Origin of the sequence: Pseudomonas medicaginis, from assembly GCF_965119365.1 — a bacterium.
In the GTDB taxonomy this organism is placed as follows: Bacteria; Pseudomonadota; Gammaproteobacteria; order Pseudomonadales; family Pseudomonadaceae; genus Aquipseudomonas.
Genome location: NZ_OZ221631.1, coordinates 3,546,464 through 3,569,170 on the forward strand (window position 1 = coordinate 3,546,464; position 22,707 = coordinate 3,569,170).

Consider the following 22,707-nt stretch of genomic DNA (forward strand, 5'->3'; position numbering starts at 1 on the left):
CTCTTATTGATGGGGCTCAATAGATGTCGTGTTGGGTGTTGTAGACGTTGAATTTCCCGGTCGGGGTGATCAGGCGTTTGTCCTTGATCACGTTCTTGACCTTGAGGGTCTTGTCATCGATGACCACCAGCGCCGACTCGTCTTCCTGGCCACTCCAGACCGAGAACCAGACCTCGTCGCCGGCCTTGTTGTATTCCGGTTGCACCACACGCAGCGCGCCTTTCTTGATACCGGCGTACTCGGCAATCGGCAGCACGGTGTAGCCGGCATCGAGCTTGTCGATGTTGAACACCGCCACCGACTGGCTGAGCTTGGCGTCGGGGCTGAGGGTGGTGTCGACATACAGGTGACGAGATTGCGGGTGGGTCTTGATGAACAGCGAACCGCCACCCTGACCCTGGAGCGAACCGACCTGTTTCCAGGCGTATTGCGGGTGATTGGTCGGGTCGGTGCCGATCAGCGAAACGCCGGCATCGCCCAAGTGGCTGGTGGCCCAGACCGGTCCGTAGAGGGGATGGTTGAAGTTGGCGCCGCGTCCTGGATGCGGGGTCTTGCCAACGTCCACCAGGGCGGTGAGCTTGCGTTCCTTGGAGTCGATCACCGCGACCTTGTTGGAGTTGTTGGCGGCCGTCATGAAGTAGCGATGGCTGCTGTCCCAACCGCCGTCATGCAGGAACGGCGCGGCGTCGATGCTGGTGATGGTGAGGTTCTTGATGTCCTGGTAATTGACCAGCATCACCTTGCCGGTTTCCTTGACGTTGACGATGAACTCCGGCCACTCGTGGGAGGCGATGATGGCTGCGACCCGAGGCTCGGGATGGTACTGCTGGGTGTCGACGGTCATGCCGCGGGTCGAGACGATCTGCTTGGGCTCCAGAGTCTCGCCGTCCATGATGGTGAACTGCGGCGGCCAATAGGAACCGGCAATGGTGTACTTGTCTTCGTAGCCCTTGAACTTGGAGGTTTCCACCGAGCGGGCTTCGATGCCCACCTTGATTTCCGCGACCTTGGTCGGCTCTTTCGGCCACAGGTCGATCATGTCGATCTTGGCATCCCGGCCGATCACCAGCAGGTAGCGTCCCGACGCCGAGATGCGCGAAATGTGCACGGCGTAACCGGTGTCGATCAGCTTGACGATCTTCTTGCTGTCGCCGTCGACCAGGGCGATCTTGCCGTCGTCACGCAAGGTCACCGAGAACAGGTTCTGCAGGTTGAGGGAATTGAGTTGCTTGGTCGGCCGGTCCTCAGGCTTGACCAGCACTTTCCAGGTCTTGAGGGTTTCGGCCATGCCCCATTCCGGTGGTGTCGGCGGGGTGTGCTGGATGAACTTGGCCATCGTCGTGATCTGGTCTTTGGTCAGGGCGTTGGACGTGCCCCAGTTCGGCATGCCAGCGGCCGAGCCGTAAGTGATCAGCGCCTCCAGGTAGGCCTGGCCGCGTGACTGGGTGATATCGGGTGTCAGCGGCTTGCCGGTGGCGCCTTTGCGAAGCACACCGTGGCAACCGGCGCAGCGCTGGAAGTAGATTTCCTTGGCCGAGTCGAAGTCGGCCTGGCTCAGGTCGGGCGCGCCTTCGGTCTTGACCACGCGAGGTTGCTCCGGCGCAGCGGTTTGGTCGGCGAAGGCGTGGGGGGCGGCCAGCGCTGTACACAGCGCCGTGACCCGCAGGGCCCACGATTTTTTGTGGCTGATCAGCATTCCATTTCTCCTCAGGCGTGACCCGCGCTGCGCTGTAATTGACGTTCGGCGCGCAGGTTCTTGGTGCGGTGCAAGGCTATGCCCAGGCCGGTGGTTAGCCGCTTGACGGCGATCAAGTTTGCCGGCCGCAGCCCTTGCCAGGATGTCGCAGGGCACCGTAGCGTGGCCTGCAATCGTGTTGTCTGATCAGGCCTTGCCATGAACGCTATCCACACTTTGCAGCACCCCGACGAACCCTTTTATCAACCCCAAGACAACGAGCAGGCGATGTTCGAACAGGCCTGGCATCACGGCATGCCGGTGCTGATCAAAGGCCCGACCGGCTGCGGCAAGACCCGTTTCGTCCAGCACATGGCCCATCGTCTGAAACTGCCGCTGTACACCGTCGCCTGTCACGATGACTTGAGCGCGGCCGACCTGGTGGGGCGTCACCTGATCGGCGCCCAGGGCACCTGGTGGCAGGACGGCCCCTTGACCCGGGCGGTGCGCGAGGGCGGTATCTGTTATCTGGATGAGGTGGTCGAAGCGCGCCAGGACACAGCCGTGGTGTTGCACCCCCTGGCCGATGATCGCCGGCAGTTGTACCTGGAACGCACCGGCGAAGTGCTGCAGGCGCCGCCGTCCTTCATGCTGGTGGTGTCGTACAACCCCGGTTACCAGAACCTGCTCAAGGGCATGAAGCCCAGCACTCGCCAGCGTTTCGTGGCGATGCGCTTTGGCTATCCGGCGGTGGCCGATGAAGAGCGCATCGTCGCTCGCGAGGCGGGGGTCGATCTGGTCCTGGCGGCCCAGGTGGTGCGATTGGGGCAGGCGTTGCGCCGGCTCGATCAGCATGACCTGGAGGAAGTCGCCTCGACGCGCTTGCTGATTTTCGCCGCGCGCATGATCGGCTCCGGCATGGACCCGCGCCAAGCCTGCCTGGCCTGCCTGGCCGAGCCATTGAGTGACGACCCGCAGACCGTCGCTGCGCTGATGGATGTGGTCGATGTCCACTTTGGCTGAAACCGTTGCCGTGCCCCGACATTTGCCCGGGGACTTGGCGATGTGGTTTTTCATCCTCGCCGAGTTGTCGGTGTTCGCCTTGTTGATCCTGACGTTCACCGTCGCCCAGGCGTTGTACCCGCAGACATTCAGCGAAGGCCGGCAATTGCTGGACCGCTCCACGGGCCTGGCGATGACCCTCAGCCTGCTGACCGCTGGCCTGTTCGCGGCCCTGGCCCAGGAGCAAGTCAGGCAGGACCGGCCGCGTCGAGGCGCACTGCTGTTGTGTGTGGCGTTGCTGCTCGCCTGCGGCTATGTGGGGATCAAGCTCACGGAGTACGCCCATCTGTTGGCGAACGGCCTGGGGATGGAGCACAACACATTTTTCACTTTGTACTGGATCCTCACCGCGTTCCATTTTCTTCATGTGTTACTGGGCATGGTGATCCTCGCCTGGCTGGCCGAGGGTTGTCGGCGACGTCGCCATGGCGCGCAGCGCAACAGTGGGCTGGAATCCGGCGTGCTGTATTGGCACATGGTCGATCTGGTCTGGGTACTGCTGTTCCCGGTGGTCTACATCCTTGATTGAGCGGAGGTGCTCATGTCGGCTTCCCGTGTCTTGATTGCTTGCTGGATGACGCTGGCCGTGCTGAGCACCGGCACCGTTGCCCTGGGCCAGATCGCGGCTACCGGGCTGGTGTCCATCGCCATCCTGGTGGTCGCGGTGACCAAGGCCTGGCTGATCGCCGACGGCTTCATGGAGCTGCGCCATGCGCCGCGATTGTGGCGCGGGTTGATATTGAGCTGGGCGGTGCTGTTGGCGAGTGTAATAGGGATCGTCATCACACCTGCCTGAACCTGTGAACACAGAACCCCTGTGGCGAGGGGATTTATCCCCGCTGGCCTGCGAAGCAGCCCCAAATGTATCGACTACTGCGGTGCATCAAACAGGATGTCGGGGCCGCTTCGCGCCCCAGCGGGGATAAATCCCCTCGCCACAAAATGATCCCCTGCCACAAAAGCTCATCTGACTTTCGGACTGTGTTGGAACAACCCACCAAAACCATCGGAGATTCTTGATCGCCATCAAGCGGTTTCCGCCCCCTCGCTTCCTAGAATGAACACGCCAAGCAATGAGGAAGTGACCATGTCAGATACTTTCACCAAAGGCATGGCCAGGAATATTTATTTCGGGGGAAGCATCTTTTTTTTCCTGATATTCCTGGCCCTGACCTACCACACGGAACAGACCTTTCCCGAACGCAGCAACCAGGCGCAATTGACGGAGTCGGTGATACGCGGCAAAGGCGTCTGGGAGCGAAACAACTGCATCGGCTGCCATACCCTGCTGGGCGAGGGCGCGTACTTTGCGCCGGAGCTGGGCAACGTGGTCAACCGTCGTGGTGGCGATGAAGCCTTCAAGCCGTTCCTGCAGGCCTGGATGAAAATGCAGCCGCTGAACGTTCCGGGTCGTCGGGCCATGCCGCAGTTCAACCTGAGCGAGCAGGAGGTCGACGATATCGCCGAGTTCCTCAAATGGAGCTCGAAAATCAATACCAATGGCTGGCCGCCAAACAAGGAGGGCTGAGAGATGAGCATGGCTAATCCGCATCTGAAATTCGCCTCGCAGGCCGTCGCCAAACCCTACTTCGTGTTTGCCCTGATGCTGTTCCTGGGGCAGGTATTGTTCGGTTTGATCATGGGGCTGCAATACGTGGTCGGCGACTTCCTGTTCCCGCTGATCCCTTTCAACGTGGCCCGCATGGTCCACACCAACCTGCTGATCGTCTGGCTGCTGTTCGGCTTCATGGGCGCGGCGTATTACCTGATACCGGAGGAGGCCGACCGGGAACTGCATAGCCCGAAACTGGCGCTGTTGCTGTTCTGGGTGTTCGCCGCCGCTGGCGTGGCGACGATCCTGGGTTACCTCTCGGTGCCCTATGCAACGCTGGCGAAGTTCACCGGCAACGACTTGTTGCCGACTATGGGGCGCGAGTTCCTGGAGCAGCCGACCATCACCAAGATGGGCATCGTGGTGGTGTGCCTGGGGTTCCTCTACAACATCGGCATGACCCTGCTCAAAGGTCGCAAGACCACGGTCAGTATGGTGATGATGACTGGGCTGATCGGCCTGGCGGTGTTCTTCCTGTTCTCCTTCTACAACCCGGAAAACCTCGCTCGCGACAAGTTCTACTGGTGGTGGGTGGTGCATCTCTGGGTGGAAGGCGTCTGGGAACTGATCATGGGTTCGATGCTTGCCTTCGTCCTGATCAAGATCACCGGTGTGGACCGCGAAGTGGTCGAGAAGTGGCTCTACGTGATTATCGCCATGGCGCTGATCACCGGGATCATCGGCACCGGTCACCACTTCTTCTGGATCGGCGCACCCGAGGTCTGGCTGTGGGTGGGCTCGATCTTCTCGGCGATGGAACCGCTACCGTTCCTGGCCATGGTGGTCTTCGCCTTCAGCATGGTGAAAAACCGTCGTCGGCAACACCCGAACCGCGCCGCCACGTTGTGGGCCAAGGGCACCACGGTCACCGCGTTCTTCGGCGCCGGTGTCTGGGGGTTCCTGCACACCCTGGCGCCGGTCAACTACTACACCCACGGCTCGCAACTGACCGCGGCCCACGGCCACCTGGCCTTCTACGGTGCTTACGCGATGATCGTGATGACGCTGATCAGCTACGCCATGCCACGCTTGCGGGGCCTGGGTGAAGCGGCGGACGAACGTTCGCAGCGCCTGGAGATCTGGGGCTTCTGGTTGATGACCCTGTCGATGGTGATGATCACCTTGTTCCTCACCGCAGCCGGTGTCGTCCAGGTCTGGCTGCAGCGGTGGATGGAGGATGGCAGTGCCTTGCCGTTCATGGCGACGATGGATCATTTGAAGCCGCTGTTCTGGGCACGACTGGTCAGCGGTATCGGGTTCCTGGCCGGGTTGCTCTGCTACCTGTTCAGCTTCCGTCAACGTGGCCGTGCGGCCCTGCGTGCACCGGCGGCGGTGGTGCCTTCGTAAGTCATCACCGTTATTAATCCGGACCCATCTGTGGTGAGGGGATTTATCCCCGCTGGGCTGCGAAGCAGACCCAAATCTTTCTGCTACTACGGTGTACCCGACAGGATGTCGGGGGGCCGCTTCGCGCCCCAGCGGGGATAAATCCCCTCGCCACAATGGATTCGGGTTGATAGGAGAATAACCATGGCATTCCCCCTTGAACTCGAAGAATGGGTCGGCAGCGTCTGGCACCGTTTCATCACTCGCCGGGCCAGTGCTGATTTTCCTGAGGCCCGGGTCGAGCTGGTCCCCCGGCAACGCTCCTTGCAGGTGCTGTTTCGCGCCACTGGCGGTGCGCCTCACCTGGGGGTGGAAGCGGTCAGCGACCGCGACCTGTTGTTGCGTCGCAACCTGTTGCAGCAGATCGCCGGCACATGCAAGCAAGTGCCTCTGGCCTGCTGTGATAGCGATAACCTGCGTCTGCCGGCGAGCCTGGCGACGTTCCCCGATGTCGGGCTCAACGAAGAGCTGTATCGCTGGCTTGCGTTGCTGGCCGCGCAGTCGGGGCCGATGAAGCACTGGGGGCGGGACAATCAGCGCTGGACCCTGGCGGTGTTGAAGCGCTACCCGGCGCTGCGCCCTCGCTACCGGCGACTGGTGGACGCGCATCTGTCCCTGCGCCCCGATCCGGCCACGCTCAGCCCGGCCGAAGCCGCCTTGGAGCAGGCGTTGTGCCAAGCGTTGCGCGAACCGGGCAGTGTCGAGCATTTCCCACGCAGCGAGCGGGCGGCCTGGCCGTTGCCGCTGTGGCTATACCCGCCCCAACACCTGGCCAATCCCCAGGCCGCCAACCTTGAGGAGTCCGAGCAATACCTGGCGACGCCGCCCGGTGAACAGCAGGGCGGGCGCAAGCGCGCCGAGCGAATCGACGACACCACCCGTGACGGTGGGCTGCTGATCGTGCGTCTGGAAAACCTGTTCAGTTGGACCGAGCACGTGGACCTGGATCGCTGGGCGGATGACAGCGAAGACCCGGACGCTGCCCGCGTCGCCGAAGACTTGGATCGGTTGACGCTTTCCCGCACCCGCTTGCGCAAGGGCGGTGGTTTGAAACTGCACCTGGACCTGCCGCCGGCCGATGTGGATGACATCCCGTTGGGCGCAGGCATCCTGTTGCCGGAATGGGATTATCGCAAGCAACGGCTGCAGGACGACTTCGTCAGCCTGCAAACCTTCACCCCTCGCGATTGCCAGCCCCAGCCGTTGCCCGCACGCCTGCGAAGCTCGGCCCAGCGCTTGCGTCGCCAGTTCGAACACTTGCGCAACGATCGCCAATGGTTGCGCCAGCAAATCCAAGGCTCGGAACTGGACCTGCAAGCCTGGCTGGACTTTCATGTCGAGCGCCAGCACGGGCAGTGCAGCGAACGCGGGCTGTTCATGGACCAGCGTCAGACTCGTCGCGACCTGGCCTGCCTGCTGCTGGCCGACCTGTCGATGTCTACCGACGCCCACCTCAACGACGAACACCGGGTGATCGACGTGATTCGCGACAGCCTGTTGCTGTTCGGCGAAACCCTGTCGGTGCTGGGGGACGATTTTGCCTTGTACGGGTTCTCTTCCTTGCGCCGCCAGCAGGTGCGCATGCATGAACTCAAGGCCTTCAACCAGCGTTATGACGACCACACCCGGGGGCGGATCCAGGGGCTCAAGCCCGGTTACTACACGCGCATGGGCGCGGCGATTCGCCAGGCCACGCAACGGTTGGCGGGCTGCAAGCGGCGGCGCAAATTGTTGTTGCTGCTCAGTGACGGCAAGCCCAATGACCTGGACCTCTACGAAGGACGCTACGGTGTGGAAGACACCCGCCAGGCAGTGCTGGAAGCCCGGCGCCAAGGGCTGACGCCGTTCTGCATCACCATCGATCGCGAAGCGGGGGATTACCTGCCGTACATGTTCGGGGCCAACGGCTACACCTTGATTCGCCAGCCCGAGCAACTGCCGCTGCGTTTACCGCAGTTGTACCGGCAATTGACTCAGGATTGAGGGCTCAGGCGATGCTGCGAGGCAGCCAGAAGAACATGATGATGCAGAAGATCGTCAAGCCGACACAGAACCAGGTGAAGCGCCGCAACCGACGCTCGCTGGCCTTTGCGGCCGCGACTGGGAGGGGCATGCCGCACTGGCGACATTCGGTTTCGTGTATCGGGTTGGCTTGTTGGCAATACAGGCAAGTGGGCTGCGCGCTCATTCGAATTGCTCCAGGCGCAGGCGATCGAGAATGGCGATCTGGCGACCGTCCTGGGTGATGATTTTTTCATCGATCAGGCGCCGGATGATCCGCGAGAAAGTTTCCGGCTGGATCGACAAGTGCCCGGCGATCAACTGCTTGGCCATCGGCAATTCGAACTGGCTGTCCACGGTTTGCAGGCGCACCAGTTGCGTCAGCAGGTAGCGCACCACGCGGTGAGTGGCGTTCTTCAGCGACAGGGTTTCAATCTCGTTGACCCGTTGGTGCAGGCGTACACAGAGCTTGCCGAGCAGGGCGAAGGTCAGCCGGCTGTTGCTTTGCAGCAGGCGCATGTAGGTAGCATTGGACAGCCGGTAGACCTGGGTCGGGCCGACGGCTTCAGCGGACGCGACGTAGTTGGGTGTGTCCATCAGCATCATGGCTTCGGCGAAGGTCTGGCGCTCGCCGATCACCTCGAAGACCTTTTCCTGGCCATCCGGGGTCAGCCGGTAGATTTTCACGGCACCGGAAATCACGAAGTAAAACGCCTGCGCCGATTCTCCCTGGCGGAACAGCGGATCGCCCCTGTCGATGTTCAGCAGTTGGCTGTTGCTCATCAATTCGTTGAGCTCTTCTTCGTTCAAAGGCTCGAACAGATGATGGCTGCGCAGAATCTGGTGATGGACGCGGTGGAGCACCATGGCATGGAATCCTTGTAAGGGCGAAAGAGGTGGTCGGGGTCAGACCAGGCTCAGGGACAGGCCGCTGGCCAGCGCCACGACGCAGGAGAGCAAGACGAACCAGGTAAACGGCAGAACGACGGATTTCATGGATGACCCCGACAAGAAAGGTGATGCCGTGCCTGAGCAAGAGACGGGCCATGCCTGCGGGCGTTGATTCATGGGGTTTCACGGATGGGATGGTAGAAATGACCCTGGCCGGATAGGGTTAAAACAACCATGAGAGGGTAATAAATACCCTGTCCAGCTACAGTTGTGTGGAGGCGAGCTTCTGTGGGAGCCGAGCTAGCTCGCGATGAAAGCGCCGCGATCCACAGCAGGCCCTCGTTATCGTTCATCGCGAGCAAGTTCTACTCCCACAACGGCAAGCCCCTTGCAAGTACCTGTCCGAGGCGGGAGGTTGCCGATGAGCTGGCTTGATCTGAGACAAGGCCGGCCGGCGTCGATAGCCGATCATTCGAACCCTGATTTGTCGTACCTCGCTGGCGGTTCAGCGAGGCAAAGGAGTGGTGTATGCAAGTGCTTGACCGTCGCAAGGCCATGGCCATTTTGCCGTTGTGGCGCCTGGCGTTCCGGCCGTTCTTTTTGGCCGGGTGTGTATTGGCGCTGTTGGTCGTTCCACTTTGGCTCGCGGCGTTCACCGGGCGCTTTTCGACCTGGCAGCCGGCCGGCGGCTGGTTGGCCTGGCATCGGCATGAACTGTTGTTCGGTTTCGGCCTGGCGATCATTGCCGGGTTCCTACTGACGGCGGTGCAGACCTGGACTGCAATCCCCGGCCTCAGTGGCAAGCGCCTGGCAACGCTGGCGTTGTTGTGGCTGGGCGCGCGGCTGGCCTGGTTGGTGGATGCGCCCTGGCCATTGCTGACGCTGCTGGAGCTGGGTTTTGCCCTGGCGGTCGCCGCGCTGATGGGCGTGATGTTGTGGCGTGTGCGGCAGAAGCGCAATTACCCAATTGTGCTGGTATTGCTGCTGTTGGCCGCCGCCGATGCGTTATCCGTATACGGCCTGGTGCAGCACAACGAGGGCTTGCAACGCCAGAGCGTGCTCACCGGCCTGTGGCTGGTGGCGGCGATGATGGGGTTGATCGGCGGGCGCGTGATTCCATTCTTTACCCAGCGCGGCCTCGGTCGGGTCGAGGGCGTTGCCCCTTGGCCGTGGCTCGATCGCCTGTTGCTGGCAGGGTCGGCGCTGGTGGCGTTGTTGTATGCCTTCGGTCCGGCTCTGGTGGCCAGTGTCTGGGTCGGCCTGTTGTTCGCCGCGTTGGCGGTGGGCCACGGGATTCGACTGGTGCGTTGGCATGATCGGGATTTGTGGCGGGTGCCTCTGCTGTGGTCGTTGCACCTGGCCTACGCCTGGCTGGCGGTGGCTTGCCTGGGTATGGCGCTGTGGCACTTCGGCGTGCCAGTGAACCCGAGCCTGGCGGTGCACGGCCTGACCATCGGTGCCATGGCCGGGTTGATCCTGGCGATGGTTGCCCGTGTCAGCCTGGGCCATACCGGGCGCGCCCTCGAGCCGCCGGCGGGCATGACCCTGGCGTTCATCCTGCTGAACCTGGCGTGCCTGAGCCGCGTGCTGTTGGTGCTGCTGTTGCCGTTGGCCGGGCTGTGGCTGGCGGCGCTGTGCTGGACACTGGCGTTCGGTCTTTACGCCTGGCGCTATGGGCCGATGCTGCTCAAGGCTCGGGTGGATGGGCATCCGGGATGAGCCGACTGGGCAGAGGGAATCGATAATGTACGGGGTCTTGCTGGTTACCCACCTGTTGGCGGCCATCGCGTTTATTGGCACGCTGTTTTTCGAGGTCTTCATCTGGCATGACGCCCGTCGGCCGTTGGTCCAAGGCGTCAAGGATGCTGCCGACCAGGCCATCGCCCAGCGCTCGCGGCACGTGCTGCACGGCGTGGTGCTGGTGCTGTACGGCGCCGGCATGGCCCTGGCCTGGCAGCATCGCGGCGCATTGAACCAGCCATTGAGCAACAGCTTTGGCCTGCTGCTGAGCCTGAAGATCCTGCTGGCGCTGAGCATCATCGGTCACTATTTGTGGCTGGCGTACTGGCTCAAGAGCGGTCGCCTGACGCCGAACCGAGCCTGTTGGTTGCGCCGCAGTATCCTGGGGCACATGGTGCTGATCGTGGTGTTGGCCAAGGCGATGTTCTATTGGCAGTTTTGAGCGGGAAAGTGAAAGCCGGCACTTGATTCAAGGAGTGTGCAAATAGGCTGAACACCATCAATTCCTTGTGGGAGATTCTATGGTTGAGGGAAAGCCCTCAAGCCGCGTTAGGTTGGTATTCGCTTTGCCCTTTCAGCAGAGCGAATACGATCCGAGCAAGCTTGCGAGCCAGCATTACCAACGCCTGAGTGGTAGTGAAACCGCGAGCTCTTTGCTTTTCATAGAAGCCTCTCCAGGCGGACGTGCGGCTAGCCGACATGGCGGCATTGTGTAACAGCCGACGGACTTCCGGGTCGCCTCGTTTACTCAAGCTACGGCGCCCATCTTTTTGTCCTGATTTCGACACTCGCAAGTCCATTCCCAAAAAGGCAATGAAGGCGTCTGAGTTTCTGAAATCCCCTCGTTGAAATGCCGTAAGCAAGCGGGCTCCGGTCAGAAATCCAATGCCCTCAACCTTCAAGCAACGGTTCAACTGACCCTGCAAACCGGCATCCCTCAGATGATCCTTGATCGTCTTCTCGATCAATGTCTCAAGCCTCTGCATGGCTGCAATTTGTTCGGCGAAAGCGGTCTTCAGCAGCGGCTCGTTAGCCCAGCTTTGTACCAGGGCCACTCGAGCCTGAACCAGGGCTGCGCGACGGCGGAAAAGGCTCAGGAGCTGGCGATACAGCGGAGATGGCGGGGTCCAGGGGTTAAGCTCATGCCCTTCGTTTTTCAGGTAACGGGCCAGCAGCTTGGCATCCAGCGCGTCAGTTTTGGCGCGGATTTTTACGCCTTCGCGGTAGTGATGCAGTTCATAACCGCCCACCATGTAGATCTCGCAGCCGGCCTCATAGGCCAGATCAGCGAATTCCAGGTGATAGATATTGGTCGACTCAATGGCTACAGCGACGGGGCCCGGCAATGCTTTCAACCACTTTTTGATGGCCGCTTTGTTGTTGGGAGTCGCCTCCAGTACGTCAAGTTCGGCGTGATAGATCACCAGTTCGTTCTTGGCGACATCCACGCCCACAATCGGCTTTGTGACAGAAACCGGCATTGCCATTGAAAATTCTCCGGGCTAAGGTTTGAACACTTGAAGGGTTCACCCAGAGGCGCAGGCTTGTTCCTATCGTCGGTTTAGGCCAGATGCATTCTTTATCGGCGCTTGGGTGAAAGGAGGAGGGGCGAAATCTCCCACGGTCTGTACTGCGCCAAACAGTCAGAATCGAGCCTTGTCCCTCCTCCTCCCTTCAAGTCCTACCATACAAGCGAGCTTGCTCGCGATGGCGTCGGATCAGTCAATATTGAGTTGCCTGACCCAGCGCCATCGCGAGCAAGCTCGCTCCCACAGGGTGTGGGGTGGTGTGCTGTGTGAGGTTAGCGAGCAGGTTTCATCGCATTGACGAACAACACATTGTTTTCCAGGTGGATGTGCTGCATCAGGTCATCACGAAACTCCACCAACCCGCGATACAGGGCGCGCCAGGTGTTGCAGGCGTCGGCGGGCGGGGTGATCTGGTCGGTCAGGGCGAGCATGGTTTCCAGGGCTTCACCGTGCTGGTCGTGTTCGTAGCGCAGCACCTGGATCGGCGCCGAGGCCCGTTCGCCCAGGCCTTGTTGCAGCATCGGGAACAGCACCTGTTCTTCCTTGAGCATGTGGCCTTCGAGTTCCTGGTACATGTCCTGCAGGTGATCGGCCAGACCGTTCGGGCAACTGGGTCGCGCACCGTGGACCTGCTCGACGCGCCGGGCCAGGCGGATCAGTTCCGGCAGTTGTTCGCGATGGCGTGCGTGGTAGCGCTCCAGGATGTGGGCAATCAAGGTCGCCTGGGGCTCGTCGCGCCAGTCATGGCCCAGCTCCCCGGCGGCTTGCAGGGTACGCAGGGCGTCGGCGATCAGCAGCGGGTTCAGGCCTTTGACCAGCGCCGCTTCACGCAAGGACTTTTGCCCGCCGCAGCAGAAGTCGAGGTTGTAATGATGGAAGGTACGGGTCGCACCAGGAATGTCGCAGGCCAGTTGGCCGAGGCTTTGTTCCAGCAGATCGAGGCTCATCATGTTTCCTTGGGTTGAATCCCGGGAGGGACAGATGAGCGGACTTTGCAGCCCGCGTGCCAGACTCAACTGATTGAAAACAAAGCCTTGAATTTTTTACAGGGTGATTGTCACCCTGACTGTGAAGGGTCAAACGAACCCTGGAGGGTCATCACTACCATGCTGCGTGAAAGCCTGGCCGCCGACCTGATCGTCGAGCTGCCCAATGCGGTGCGATTGCAGCGCCTGGTGCAGACCCTGCGCGAATACTTCAACAGTGGCGCCGTGGGGCTGCTGCGCCTGGACGATGACAGTCTCAGGCCCGTGGCCACCGTGGGCCTGGTCCACGAGGCACTGGGACGGCGCTTCGTGATTGCCCAGCACCCGCGCCTGGCGGCGATCATGGCCTCCCGCGAACCCACCTGGTTCGAGCCGGACAGTCGTTTGCCGGACCCTTATGACGGCTTGCTCGACAACCACGTCGGTGAACCGCTGCCGGTGCATGACTGCATGGGCGTGAGCCTGTACGTGGAGGGCCGGCTCTGGGGCGCGATTACCCTGGATGCGTTGCACGCCGGTACCTTCGACAGCCGCGCCCGGGAGGAACTCAAGCGCTGTACGTTGCAGATCGAAGCCGCCGTGCGGGTCACCCGGCTCGAGCAGGAGAACCGTAGCTTGCGGGCGTCACGCAGCGATCCGGCGGACCTGCGCCTACCAGCAGAAGAGGGTGAGATTCTCGGGCGCAGCGAGGGGTTGCAACAGCTGCTCAACGAGCTGGATGTATTGGCCGATTCCGAACTGCCGGTGCTGTTGCTGGGGGAGACCGGTGTCGGCAAGGAGTTGTTCGCCCGGCGGCTGCATCGGCTGTCCCGACGTGGCCACAAGCCGCTGGTCCAGGTCAACTGCGCGGCGCTGCCGGAGTCCCTGGCCGAAAGCGAGTTGTTCGGTCATGTCAAAGGCGCGTTCTCCGGGGCGACCACTGACCGCGCCGGGCGCTTCGATGCGGCCAATGGTGGCACGCTGTTTCTCGATGAGGTGGGTGAATTGCCGTTGAGCGTGCAGGCCAAGTTGCTGCGCACCTTGCAGAACGGCGAGATCCAGCGCCTGGGGGCGGACAAGCCGCTGCATGTCGATGTGCGGATCATCGCCGCCACCAACCGGCACCTGCCCGACAGCATTCGCGACGGGCTGTTTCGCGCCGACCTGTACCACCGGCTTTCGGTCTACCCGGTGCCGATCCCGCCGCTGCGCGAGCGCGGCCACGATGTGTTGATGTTAGCCGGGCACTTTCTCGAACTGAACCGCACACGACTGGGTTTGCGTGGGTTGCGCCTGTCACCGGCGGCTGAACAGGCGCTGCTGGCGTACAGTTGGCCTGGCAATGTGCGGGAGCTGGAACACGTGATCAGTCGCGCGGCGTTGAAACAACTGAGCCGCGGCGCCAGTCGCAGCCTGATCATGACCCTGGAACCGCAGGTGCTGGACCTTGACGTCAACGCCAGCGCAGCTTCGGCGCAAGCGCTGACGGAACAGGCCTTGCAAGCGTTGGAGGCGCCCGTGCTGCCTTTGAGCGAGGTTGTCGATGGTTGCCAGCGACAGGCAATCCTCAGGGCCTTGGAACACTGTGGGCAGAACTGGGCGGGGGCGGCGCGGTTGTTGGAGGTGGATCCGAGTAACTTGCATAAGCTGGCGCGGCGGTTGGGGCTCAAATAACGGTTCACCTTGGTTGCTTGGGATGGTGGTGGTTCTTTTTGAGGCGCGCGTTGTTTTTTTCGGTTGTGTGTATATCCGTTGCTGCGGTAACGGAGGCTTAGGGTTCCGCCCTTACGGCGGGTCACTTTTGGCAAACGCCCCAAAAGTAACCAAAAGGTCTTGCCCCACCACTCGGCACCTCGCCTAGGCTCGGTGTGCCCGAAGGCAGGCATTGCTCCGTGGGCCGCCGCGAAGGGCCATCCATGGCCCAGCGCGGCTACCTCGGCATCCATGCCGAGGTGCCCACTGCGCAACACCTGCCTTCGGCCATCGTGGTTAACGGGGCCCCCAGATCAAAAGCCTGCGCGAGGCGGCCTTATAGCCGACCTGATTGGATGGGGCGTGGTTATCCTGTGGGAGCGGGCTTGCTCGCGAAAGTGATGGTTCAGCCACCTGGATGCTGGATATGCGCTGCTCTTGCTCTTGCTCTTGCTCTTGCTCTTGCTCTTGCTCTTGCTCTTGCTCTTGCTCTTGCTCTTGCTCTTGCTTTGGATCTTGATCTTGATCTTGATCTTGATCTCGACGCCCCGTTAAACCACGCTGGCCGAACGCAGGCATTGCGCAGTGGGCAACCCGGCATGGATGCCGGGTTAGCCGCGCTGGGCCATGGATGGCCCTTCGCGGCGGCCCACGGAGCAATGCCGGAGTGAGGGCATGCCGAGCCTGAGCGAGGCACCGAGTGGTGGGGCAATGTACGGGACAACCACATGGGTTACAAAAAAGTGCATTCACATAGGTGACACTTTGATTGAAACGTAGCCGTTCTTTGCGTCCCTGGCATTGACGTGACCTAGGATCACCGGACCGAAGATCACATTCCATACGCCGTCCTTGATCATCTCCATTCCAATGTTCTGATGCCTAAGCAGATTCCCTACGTATATCCGCAGACCGGCTCGATTAATGATTCCGCTACCATCTGCCAGGTAACACTCAATATGGCTCGCATACCCCATTTCCGGTAACTTCTCCGGGTAAGCCCGAGTTGAGGGTGTGTAGCAGGAGGCCGGAGTTTTCTGACCGAGCGCCTCGTGTCCCCGCTCGTAATTGTAGTGCTGCATAAATCGATTAAAATGTTTTTGCTGAGCCTCCCAAGCAATTGCCGGCGGTTGGGGAAAGGTACTTTTCAACGTCCGGTGCATGCGCTCATGACGTCCATTTTGATCTGGCCGACCAGGCTCAATTCGCTCAGGAATAATCCCAAGGCGTAGCCACCAGATCGACAATTGCGACAGCCCAGCACGCCCCGTACTGGCAAACGGCACGCCGTTATCGGTGCGGATGCGCTCAGGCATCCCATACTCACGAAAAACGCGCTCGAAAGTTTGCTGGGTCTCCTTGAGATTGGTATTGGCCATGCTCTCGCAGGCAAGCAGGAAGCGACTGGCATGATCCATGATCGTCAGCGGATAACACCAAACGCCCGCCCCAGTCAGAAATTGGCCCTTGTAATCTGCGCTGAAAAGCTGATTAGGCGTTTCTGCCTTACGCAAAGGCTTGGGATAGACAGCGACACGCTGGCGCGACGGCCGAGGCGTGATCAAATCAACGGCCTTGAGGATGTTGTAAATCGTCGTTTTCGACGGCGGATCTTGCCCCGGGAAACGTTTCATCAAATCGTTCTGGATCTTTTTAGGACCCGGAACCGTTTCGCCAGTAGAGCGAAGCTCAATAATGGCCTGCCTCACAACCAGCGGCACTACATAGGTTTGGTTGTGCCGTCGGCGGCTACGTTCGTCAAGCCCACTGGGTCCCTCCAGTTCATAGCGCTCGACCCATTTGTAGCCGGTCTTTCGGCTGATCTGATAGTCCTGGCACAGCCTGCTAAAGCTGTGCTTTTCGGATAGATACTCAGCGATGAACATCACTTTGAGGTCCATAGGTTTCAGCTCTCTCCAGGACATGGTCAGATCCTCGCGAAATCGACCATGCCAGTTAAAAACTGTTACCTATGTGCGTGAACTGATTTGTAACCCATGTGGGTGAGTCATACCCTGCGACTGAAGCCTGCGATCTTTTCGTCTTTCAACAAGAGAAAAGATCGCAGGCTTCGTTGTTTTCAGGGTTCGCTGAAATCCTGCTGTAATATCACTTGGCCATGTGTTTAAATTTGACGCTGATAAATTGACTCCTTCGCAGAAAAGGATCGACACCATGGCGATGCGTCTGGCAGTGATGCTGTTGTTTCTCTATTCCACCCCGATTGTCTCCGCGGCCCAGCCGGATTCCGGCGAGTTGGAAGTGGCGCGTGAGCGATTGCTGAGTTTTCTGCAAGATTGATAGGGGCAGGGGCAGGGGCAGGGGCTGGTTGCTTTTGTGGTGAGGGGATTTATCCCCGTTGGGCTGCGCAGCAGCCCCCTCAAAGGACAACCGGATCAACCTGACGCAGCGAGTGGGTAGCTTTGGGGCTGCTGCGCAGCCCAGCGGGGATAAATCCCCTCGCCACAAGGGTTTTGTGCAGGGCGTTACTTGGCCATGATCGCCACAAACAACTCGGACTCCAGGAACCTCTGCAACCAATCCTGTAGCCGGCGATAGGGCGCCTGGGCAAACCACTCGCGGTCGACGTGGGCGAACTGCCGCACGAATGGCATCAGTGCCACATCGGCGAGGCTCAGGTGGTCCGCCGCCAGGAATGATCGCATCTCAAGTAGCGTTTCCAGCCGGCCCAGGAACACCTCGCCCTGGGCCCGATAATGCTCCATTGGCTGTTCAGGGTAGCGTTCGGGGTACTTGTAGCGGTTCAGATGAAGCTTGAACCGGTGGTCGTTTTCTTCGATCAGCGCGGCCGTCAACGCCTGGCCTTCAGGATCATCCTTCAGCCGCCAGTCTTGCGGGTCGTGCCGGGCCAACGCCCAGGCCATGATCTCCAGGCTTTCATCGATCACCTGGCCCTCAACCTGCAACACCGGCACTGTGCCTTTGCTGGACAGCGCAAGCATCTCGGCGGGCTTGGCCTTCAGGCTGACTTCGACAATCTCCAATTCAACAGCGCTGTAGCGCAAGGCCATGCGCGCCCGCATCGCATAGGGGCAGCGGCGGAAGGAATAGAGCGTGGCGCGGCTCATTTCACTTCCACCGTACTTAACCCGTTGCCCTGGCGACGGACCTGGATCTGCACCGGGATCCGCTCGTGCATTTCCTGCACGTGAGAGATCACCGCGACCTTGCGACCCTGGGCTTGCAAGCCGTCGAGGGCGTCCATCGCCAGTTGTAGCGACTCGGGGTCGAGGCTGCCGAAGCCTTCGTCGATGAACAGCGATTCGATCTTCAATGTGCTGGAGGCCATCGAGGCCAGGCCCAAGGCCAGGGCGAGGGAGACCAGGAAGGTTTCGCCGCCGGACAGCGAATGCACCGAGCGCAGTTCGTCGCCCATTTCCGTGTCCATCACCAGCAGCCCGAGCATGCTGCCGCCGCGCTTGAGTCGGTAGCGGCGAACCAGTTGCCGCAGTTGGGCATTGGCGTGATGCACCAGCAAGTCGAGGTTGTAGGCCTGGGCCAGCTTGCGGAAGCGGTCGCCGGTGGCCGAGCCGATGAGGGCGTCGAGACGTGCCCAGCGCTGATACTCGGCATAGGCCTGTTCGATTTGCTGGGCCAGGGCCTGGTTGGCGTTCTGCCGGCGCTGGTCCTCGGCCTGTTCGGCGCGCAGTTCGGCGCAATGCTGTTCGCTGGCGGCGAATTGAGTCTGCAGCTCGGTGAGGGCTTCGGCGAGTTGCTCAGGCGCCAGGTTGCCGTTGTGCTGCGCCTGGTGGTTGTGCAGGCGCTGCTCGCGCTCGGTGAGCAGTACGCGGGCCTGTTCGATGGCTTTTTCGCTGTTGAGCAAACGCTGGCGCAACGGGCCGATGTGTTGCTCGTCCAGGCTGAGCAGGGCTTCAAGGGCGGTATCGTCCAGTTCAGGATGGCCGGTGCGCCACTGCGCGATCCCCGTGGCCAGCGCTTGCAGTTCGTGGTCCAGGGATTGCGCCTGTTCCTGGCGGGCCTTGAGTTCGGCGGCCAGTTGCACCAGGCGGGTGCGTAATTGCTGCAACTGCTGATTGGCCGTCGCCTCGGCTTCCCGGGCCTGTTCCAGGCGCTGATCGAGTTGTTGCTGCCATTGTTCGGCACTGATGTGTTCGCCGAGCAGTTGCGCGAGTTTCTCCTGGCTGGCTTGCTGTTGTCCGCTCAGGCCGATGAAGTGCAGGCGGGCCGCTTCCAGCTGTTGGACTCGGGTCTGCTGGCGGTCCTGCTCTTTCTCCAGGGCCTGCTGGCGCTGGAGCTGTTCGCTCAGTTCGTCACGCTGCTGGTCCAGTTGCGCCAGGCGCTGGGCAATCTGTTGGTCGAGCTGCAAGAACGTCGCGGCGGGCTCGCTGCGCAAGGCCTGCAAGGTGTCCGCCGGCAGCAGGGTGCTGAAGTGGCTCAGCTCCTCGTCCAGGCGCTGACGGTCGCGGGCCAGCGCTTGCTGCTGGTTGCCCAGGTGTTGTGAAGCCTGTTGGCTGGCGGCTTCGGCCTCGCGCAGCCGCTGGCCCATGCGCGCGGCGTCCTGTTGCAGGGTCAAGAGGGCGGTTTGCCGTTGTTCGTCCTGGCTGATGCGCAGGTGCAATTGGCTGTTCTGCTGGGTCAGCCAGGCGTCGCGCTTGCTCGCATCCTGAGCCAGCAGTTGCGCCGACAACGGGTGGGCTTCAAGGCTGGGTGCCAGGCTCTGTTGCTGGCTAGCGAGCTGTTCCTGCTGCTGTTTGAGTTCCTTGAGCTGGGCGATGACCCCGCTGTATTGCGCCCGCAGGTCGATGACTTTTTCATTGAGCAGGTCGACGGCCTTGCGGGCGTTGGCCTCTTCGGTTTCATCGAAGCGCCCGAGGTTTTCCAGCAGGGCTTCGGGCTGATGATAAGGATGCTCGACACTGCCACACACGGGGCAGGGCTGTTCATCCTGCAACTGTGCGCGCAGTTGCTCGACGCTTTCGCTGCGGGCCAGGCGCTGGCGCTCCAGCAGCTCGCGGGTAACGGTCAGGGTCTGTTCGGCAATGGTCAGTTCGGCCTTGGCTTCCCCGCCTTCGCGCATCAGTCGGTCACGTTCCTGCAACGCTCGTTGCTGGCGTTGTTCAAGCTCGGCGCTACGTTTGTCCAACTCTTGCTGGCTGGCCCACAGCCGCGTCAGATCCTCGAACGCACGCAGTTGCTTGCGGTTGTCTTGCAACAGGTTACCGAGCAACTGGACCTGTTCGGCCACCGCCTCCGGCTCGGCGTCGGCTTCCTTGTACAACACCTCGAGGTCTTGCCGGCGGCCGGCCAATTCCTCGGCGGCGCGGGCGGCGCTTTGTTCCAGCGTGGCGAGTTCGGCCTGGCCCTGGTTCAGGCGATTGCCGATCAGCATCAGTTGTTGGAGGCGGTCGCGATAGGCGTTCCAGGCGTCGCTCAGCGGTGCCAGGTGTGTGCTGTGTTCAAGCTCGATGGCGATTCGCTGCAAGCGCTCGGCCACCTGCTTTTGCTGATCGAGCAGGCTGTCGATGACGCGCTGGCCCTCGCTGCAAGCCTGCTGGGCCTGTTCCTGGCGCTCGGCGGCCTGGCTCGCGTCACTGATGAGGCGGGCGAGGGTGCTGTGTTCTTCAAAGGCCTGGCGCAGCAGCGGCGCGCTGTCGTTGCTTTGTTGTCGGGCCTCGGCCAACGCCAGTTGCGTGACGCCCAGGCCTTCTTCCCGTTCGGTTTGCTGTTGATGCAGGTCGATCTGCTGCTGGGTGAGCTGCTGGATCTGAACGGCCAAGGGGTCGAGCTGTCGGCTCAGTTCCGCCTGGCGGATGAACTGATGGCGCTGGGGTGCCAGCTGTTCCAGGCGAACCAGTTTCAGGCGTTCGTCGGCCAGGGCGTTCCACTCGGCCTGGGCCTGTTGCAGCTGTTCGGCGGCACTGGCGTGTTCGTCCTGCAATAGGCCCAGGTCACGCAGCCAGGTGTGTTGCTGCTCCAATTGCTTGAGTTGCGCCTGTTGGGCCTTGAGTCGTTGCTGGGCCTCGTTGAAGCGCTGGTCGAGCTCGGCCCGGGTTTCGGGGGGCAGCGGCGTGACACCGGTGGCCTGGTCCTGCAACTGCCGGTGGCTGTCCTTGGCTTGCTTGGCCTTGTCGAAGGCGCGGCGGCCGAGGCGGGTATACAGGGCCGTGTCGGTGAGTTTTTCCAGCAGTTCGCTGCGGTCGTTGTCATCGGCCTTGAGGAACGCGCTGAACTCGCTCTGGGCCAGCAACACGGCGCGGGTGAACTGCTCGAAATTCAGGCCCAGGGCGGCTTCGAGCTGAGTCTTGTATTCGCCTTTCTGGCTCGCCAGCAACTGGTCGTTGTCCAGGTCCCGCAGGCTCTGGCGGCTGGCTTGCAACTTGCCGCCGGCCTTTTCCCGGGCGCGATTGGCTTCCCAGCGGGCCCGGTAGCGGCGCCCGTCGATGCCGCGAAAATCCACTTCGGCAAAGCCATCGCCGGTGCCTCGGCGCAACAGCGTGCGCGGGTCGCCCGTGGCAATCTCGCCATCGACGTCCGGCACCTTGGCGTCACGCCCGGTGTTGTTGAGGCGTGGCACGGCGCCGAACAGCGCCAGGCACAAGGCGTCGAGCAGCGTGCTTTTGCCCGCGCCGGTGGGGCCGGTAATGGCGAACAGGCCGGCGCTGGCCAGGGGCTCGGCGGTAAAGTCGATTTCAAAAGGCCCGGCCAGGGACGCCAGGTTCTTCAGGCGGATCGCGAGAATCTTCATGGTTGCTCGCCCTCCATCTGTACGTCTTGCAACAGCACGGCAAAGTCCTTGAGGGTCTGTTCGTCCACTTCGTTGCCGTAGGTGTCCAGCCAGGCGCGGCTGAACAGGTCCTGCGGGCTGAGTTGGTCCAGTTCCACCAGTGCGCTGCCGTCATCGGCACTGCCGGCGCCACCGTTGCCGGCGTACTCGGCGGCGATCCGCACCAGGCGCACGGCCTTGCCTTGCAGGGCGGTTTCAACCTGGTGACGCAGGTCCGGCTGCGGTTCGTCGAGGCGCACCCGCACTTCCAGCCAGGGTTGGCGCTGGACGTCGGCCAGCAGGTCGATGTCAGGCAGGTCCTTGAGTTGCCCAAGGATGTCGGCCAGGGGCGCCGGGCCCAGGCGTTGCAGGTTGACGGCCCGGGGAATCAGACGTGGCTCGACCTTGACCAGGGTCTCGCCGTCCAGGGTGATGTCGAGAACCTGATGCTGGTAGCCAATCTCCGAGAATGACAGTGGGATCGGCGAGCCGCTGTAGCGGATGCGCTCTTCACCGTTGACCTTCTGCGGCTTGTGCAAATGGCCGAGGGCGACGTAGCTGATGCTGGGGCCGAACAGGCTGGCGGGCAGGGCTTCGGCGTTGCCGATGATCAGGCTGCGCTCGGAATCTTCGGACACCGAACCGCCGGCCATGTGGGCATGGCTGATGGCGATCAGCGCCTGGCCTTTCTTGCGCTTGCTGTTGGCCGCGGCGATCAGCCACTCATGCACCTGCCCGATACCCCGCAGGTAGTCATCGCCCAACTGCGCGCCGGTGACCTCGGCGGGGCGCAGGAACGGCAGCGCCAGGCACCACGCCTTGACCTTGCCTTTGGCGTCGGGCAGCGGCAACAACAGGCGCTCGACGTCCAGTTGGCCGTCGTCCAGCCACAACACCCGGCCCAGGGCATGGGTGCGCAAGCGTCGCATCAGCGGCGCTGGCAATTCGATACGCGAGCCGGAGTCATGGTTGCCGGCGATCATCACGATGGTCAGGTTGGCGTTTTGTTCATGGGCGCTGACGATGAAATCGTACAGCCGCTCCTGGGCTTTGACCGGCGGGTTGACGGTGTCGAAGATGTCGCCGGCGATCAACAGTACGTCGGGTTTTTCGTGGGCCAGTTGGCGCAGCAGCCACTCAAGGAAACACGCGTGTTCGAAGTCGCGCTCCTGGCCGTGCAGGTTTTGCCCCAGGTGCCAGTCGGAGGTGTGAAACAGACGCAAGGCAAACTCCAGAAAACAGATGATGGCCGCGGCGAAGAGAAGGGCGGCTAAAAGAAGGAGAGTTTACTGGGAAACGGGGGGGAGGACTTGTTCAACTTCGTTGGATGTACCGGTCAAGTCTAGAGTCAACTCTGTGACGAGGGGATTTATCCCCGATAGGCTGCGAGGCAGCCTTGGAATCCTACA

The 22,707-nt window shown here is 61.6% G+C and carries 19 protein-coding genes; 10 read left to right on the top strand and 9 right to left on the bottom strand.

Going from position 1 to position 22,707, the window contains the following annotated elements:
- Window positions 1-16: 16 nt before the first annotated feature.
- The gene (locus ACMTA2_RS15610) at window positions 17-1,696 is read right to left on the bottom strand and encodes a cytochrome D1 domain-containing protein (RefSeq protein WP_413795567.1); all 1,680 of its coding nucleotides are present in this window, start codon (window positions 1,694-1,696) and stop codon (window positions 17-19) included.
- A gap of 267 nt (window positions 1,697-1,963) precedes the next feature.
- Here ACMTA2_RS15610 and ACMTA2_RS15615 point away from each other — a divergent pair, with 267 nt between their 5' ends.
- From ACMTA2_RS15615 to ACMTA2_RS15640, 6 genes are all read left to right on the top strand, one after another.
- Window positions 1,964-2,698 carry a CbbQ/NirQ/NorQ/GpvN family protein gene (locus tag ACMTA2_RS15615; protein WP_413795662.1) on the top strand — a complete coding sequence of 245 codons (735 nt, stop codon included), beginning with the start codon at window positions 1,964-1,966 and terminating at the stop codon, window positions 2,696-2,698.
- Entirely contained in the window at window positions 2,682-3,266 is a 585-nt protein-coding gene (locus ACMTA2_RS15620) for a cytochrome c oxidase subunit 3 family protein (RefSeq protein WP_413795568.1), read from the top strand. Before ACMTA2_RS15615 ends, ACMTA2_RS15620 begins: the two co-directional genes overlap by 17 nt.
- Window positions 3,267-3,278: 12 nt before the next feature.
- Window positions 3,279-3,533: a cytochrome C oxidase subunit IV family protein gene (locus ACMTA2_RS15625; protein ID WP_413795569.1), complete on the top strand. Its 255-nt coding sequence runs from the start codon at window positions 3,279-3,281 to the stop codon at window positions 3,531-3,533.
- Between the two features lie 291 nt (window positions 3,534-3,824).
- Window positions 3,825-4,265 (top strand): c-type cytochrome, encoded by a 441-nt coding sequence (locus ACMTA2_RS15630; protein ID WP_003202495.1) that lies wholly within the window; start codon window positions 3,825-3,827, stop codon window positions 4,263-4,265.
- A 3-nt stretch (window positions 4,266-4,268) separates the two neighbouring features.
- The gene (locus ACMTA2_RS15635) at window positions 4,269-5,696 is read left to right on the top strand and encodes a cbb3-type cytochrome c oxidase subunit I (RefSeq protein ID WP_413795570.1); all 1,428 of its coding nucleotides are present in this window, start codon (window positions 4,269-4,271) and stop codon (window positions 5,694-5,696) included.
- 183 nt (window positions 5,697-5,879) lie between these two features.
- Window positions 5,880-7,718 (top strand): nitric oxide reductase activation protein NorD, encoded by a 1,839-nt coding sequence (locus ACMTA2_RS15640; RefSeq protein WP_413795571.1) that lies wholly within the window; start codon window positions 5,880-5,882, stop codon window positions 7,716-7,718.
- A gap of 4 nt (window positions 7,719-7,722) precedes the next feature.
- On the opposite strand, the gene ACMTA2_RS15645 is transcribed toward ACMTA2_RS15640, so the two are convergent.
- Together ACMTA2_RS15645 and ACMTA2_RS15650 are read right to left on the bottom strand one after the other, a co-directional pair.
- The gene (locus tag ACMTA2_RS15645; protein WP_413795572.1) at window positions 7,723-7,923 is read right to left on the bottom strand and encodes a protein DnrP; all 201 of its coding nucleotides are present in this window, start codon (window positions 7,921-7,923) and stop codon (window positions 7,723-7,725) included.
- Window positions 7,920-8,603 carry a Crp/Fnr family transcriptional regulator gene (locus ACMTA2_RS15650; RefSeq protein ID WP_413795573.1) on the bottom strand — a complete coding sequence of 228 codons (684 nt, stop codon included), beginning with the start codon at window positions 8,601-8,603 and terminating at the stop codon, window positions 7,920-7,922. The genes ACMTA2_RS15645 and ACMTA2_RS15650 overlap by 4 nt, the downstream gene beginning before the upstream one ends.
- A gap of 552 nt (window positions 8,604-9,155) precedes the next feature.
- Between ACMTA2_RS15650 and ACMTA2_RS15655 the strand changes: the two genes are divergently transcribed.
- Entirely contained in the window at window positions 9,156-10,346 is a 1,191-nt protein-coding gene (locus ACMTA2_RS15655; RefSeq protein WP_413795574.1) for an NnrS family protein, read from the top strand.
- A gap of 25 nt (window positions 10,347-10,371) precedes the next feature.
- Entirely contained in the window at window positions 10,372-10,809 is a 438-nt protein-coding gene (locus ACMTA2_RS15660; RefSeq protein ID WP_413795575.1) for a hypothetical protein, read from the top strand.
- Window positions 10,810-10,906: 97 nt separating this feature from the next.
- Here ACMTA2_RS15660 and ACMTA2_RS15665 read toward each other — a convergent pair whose 3' ends face one another.
- Both ACMTA2_RS15665 and ytfE read right to left on the bottom strand, forming a co-directional pair.
- On the bottom strand, window positions 10,907-11,854 hold the full coding sequence (locus ACMTA2_RS15665; RefSeq protein ID WP_413791447.1) for an IS110 family transposase: 948 nt from the start codon (window positions 11,852-11,854) through the stop codon (window positions 10,907-10,909).
- A 314-nt stretch (window positions 11,855-12,168) separates the two neighbouring features.
- Complete coding sequence (gene ytfE / locus ACMTA2_RS15670; protein ID WP_413795576.1) at window positions 12,169-12,843, bottom strand: iron-sulfur cluster repair protein YtfE; 675 nt, start codon at window positions 12,841-12,843, stop codon at window positions 12,169-12,171.
- Between the two features lie 159 nt (window positions 12,844-13,002).
- Between ytfE and norR the strand changes: the two genes are divergently transcribed.
- Window positions 13,003-14,535 carry a nitric oxide reductase transcriptional regulator NorR gene (gene norR / locus ACMTA2_RS15675; protein WP_413790700.1) on the top strand — a complete coding sequence of 511 codons (1,533 nt, stop codon included), beginning with the start codon at window positions 13,003-13,005 and terminating at the stop codon, window positions 14,533-14,535.
- A 767-nt stretch (window positions 14,536-15,302) separates the two neighbouring features.
- Here norR and ACMTA2_RS15680 read toward each other — a convergent pair.
- Window positions 15,303-16,478 carry an integrase core domain-containing protein gene (locus tag ACMTA2_RS15680; RefSeq protein WP_413790701.1) on the bottom strand — a complete coding sequence of 392 codons (1,176 nt, stop codon included), beginning with the start codon at window positions 16,476-16,478 and terminating at the stop codon, window positions 15,303-15,305.
- A 250-nt stretch (window positions 16,479-16,728) separates the two neighbouring features.
- On the opposite strand from ACMTA2_RS15680, the gene ACMTA2_RS15685 reads away from it, so the two are divergent.
- On the top strand, window positions 16,729-16,854 hold the full coding sequence (locus ACMTA2_RS15685; protein ID WP_413790702.1) for a hypothetical protein: 126 nt from the start codon (window positions 16,729-16,731) through the stop codon (window positions 16,852-16,854).
- A gap of 185 nt (window positions 16,855-17,039) precedes the next feature.
- Here ACMTA2_RS15685 and ACMTA2_RS15690 read toward each other — a convergent pair whose 3' ends face one another.
- The 3 genes from ACMTA2_RS15690 to ACMTA2_RS15700 are packed head-to-tail and all read right to left on the bottom strand — an operon-like array spanning window position 17,040 to window position 22,521.
- Window positions 17,040-17,642: a glutathione S-transferase gene (locus tag ACMTA2_RS15690; RefSeq protein ID WP_413790703.1), complete on the bottom strand. Its 603-nt coding sequence runs from the start codon at window positions 17,640-17,642 to the stop codon at window positions 17,040-17,042.
- Window positions 17,639-21,280, bottom strand: a complete 3,642-nt coding sequence (locus ACMTA2_RS15695) for an AAA family ATPase (protein WP_413790704.1) — start codon at window positions 21,278-21,280, stop codon at window positions 17,639-17,641. The genes ACMTA2_RS15690 and ACMTA2_RS15695 overlap by 4 nt, the downstream gene beginning before the upstream one ends.
- Window positions 21,277-22,521, bottom strand: coding sequence for an exonuclease SbcCD subunit D C-terminal domain-containing protein (locus ACMTA2_RS15700; RefSeq protein ID WP_413790705.1), 1,245 nt, complete (start codon window positions 22,519-22,521; stop codon window positions 21,277-21,279). Before ACMTA2_RS15700 ends, ACMTA2_RS15695 begins: the two co-directional genes overlap by 4 nt.
- Between the last annotated feature and the right edge of the window lie 186 nt (window positions 22,522-22,707).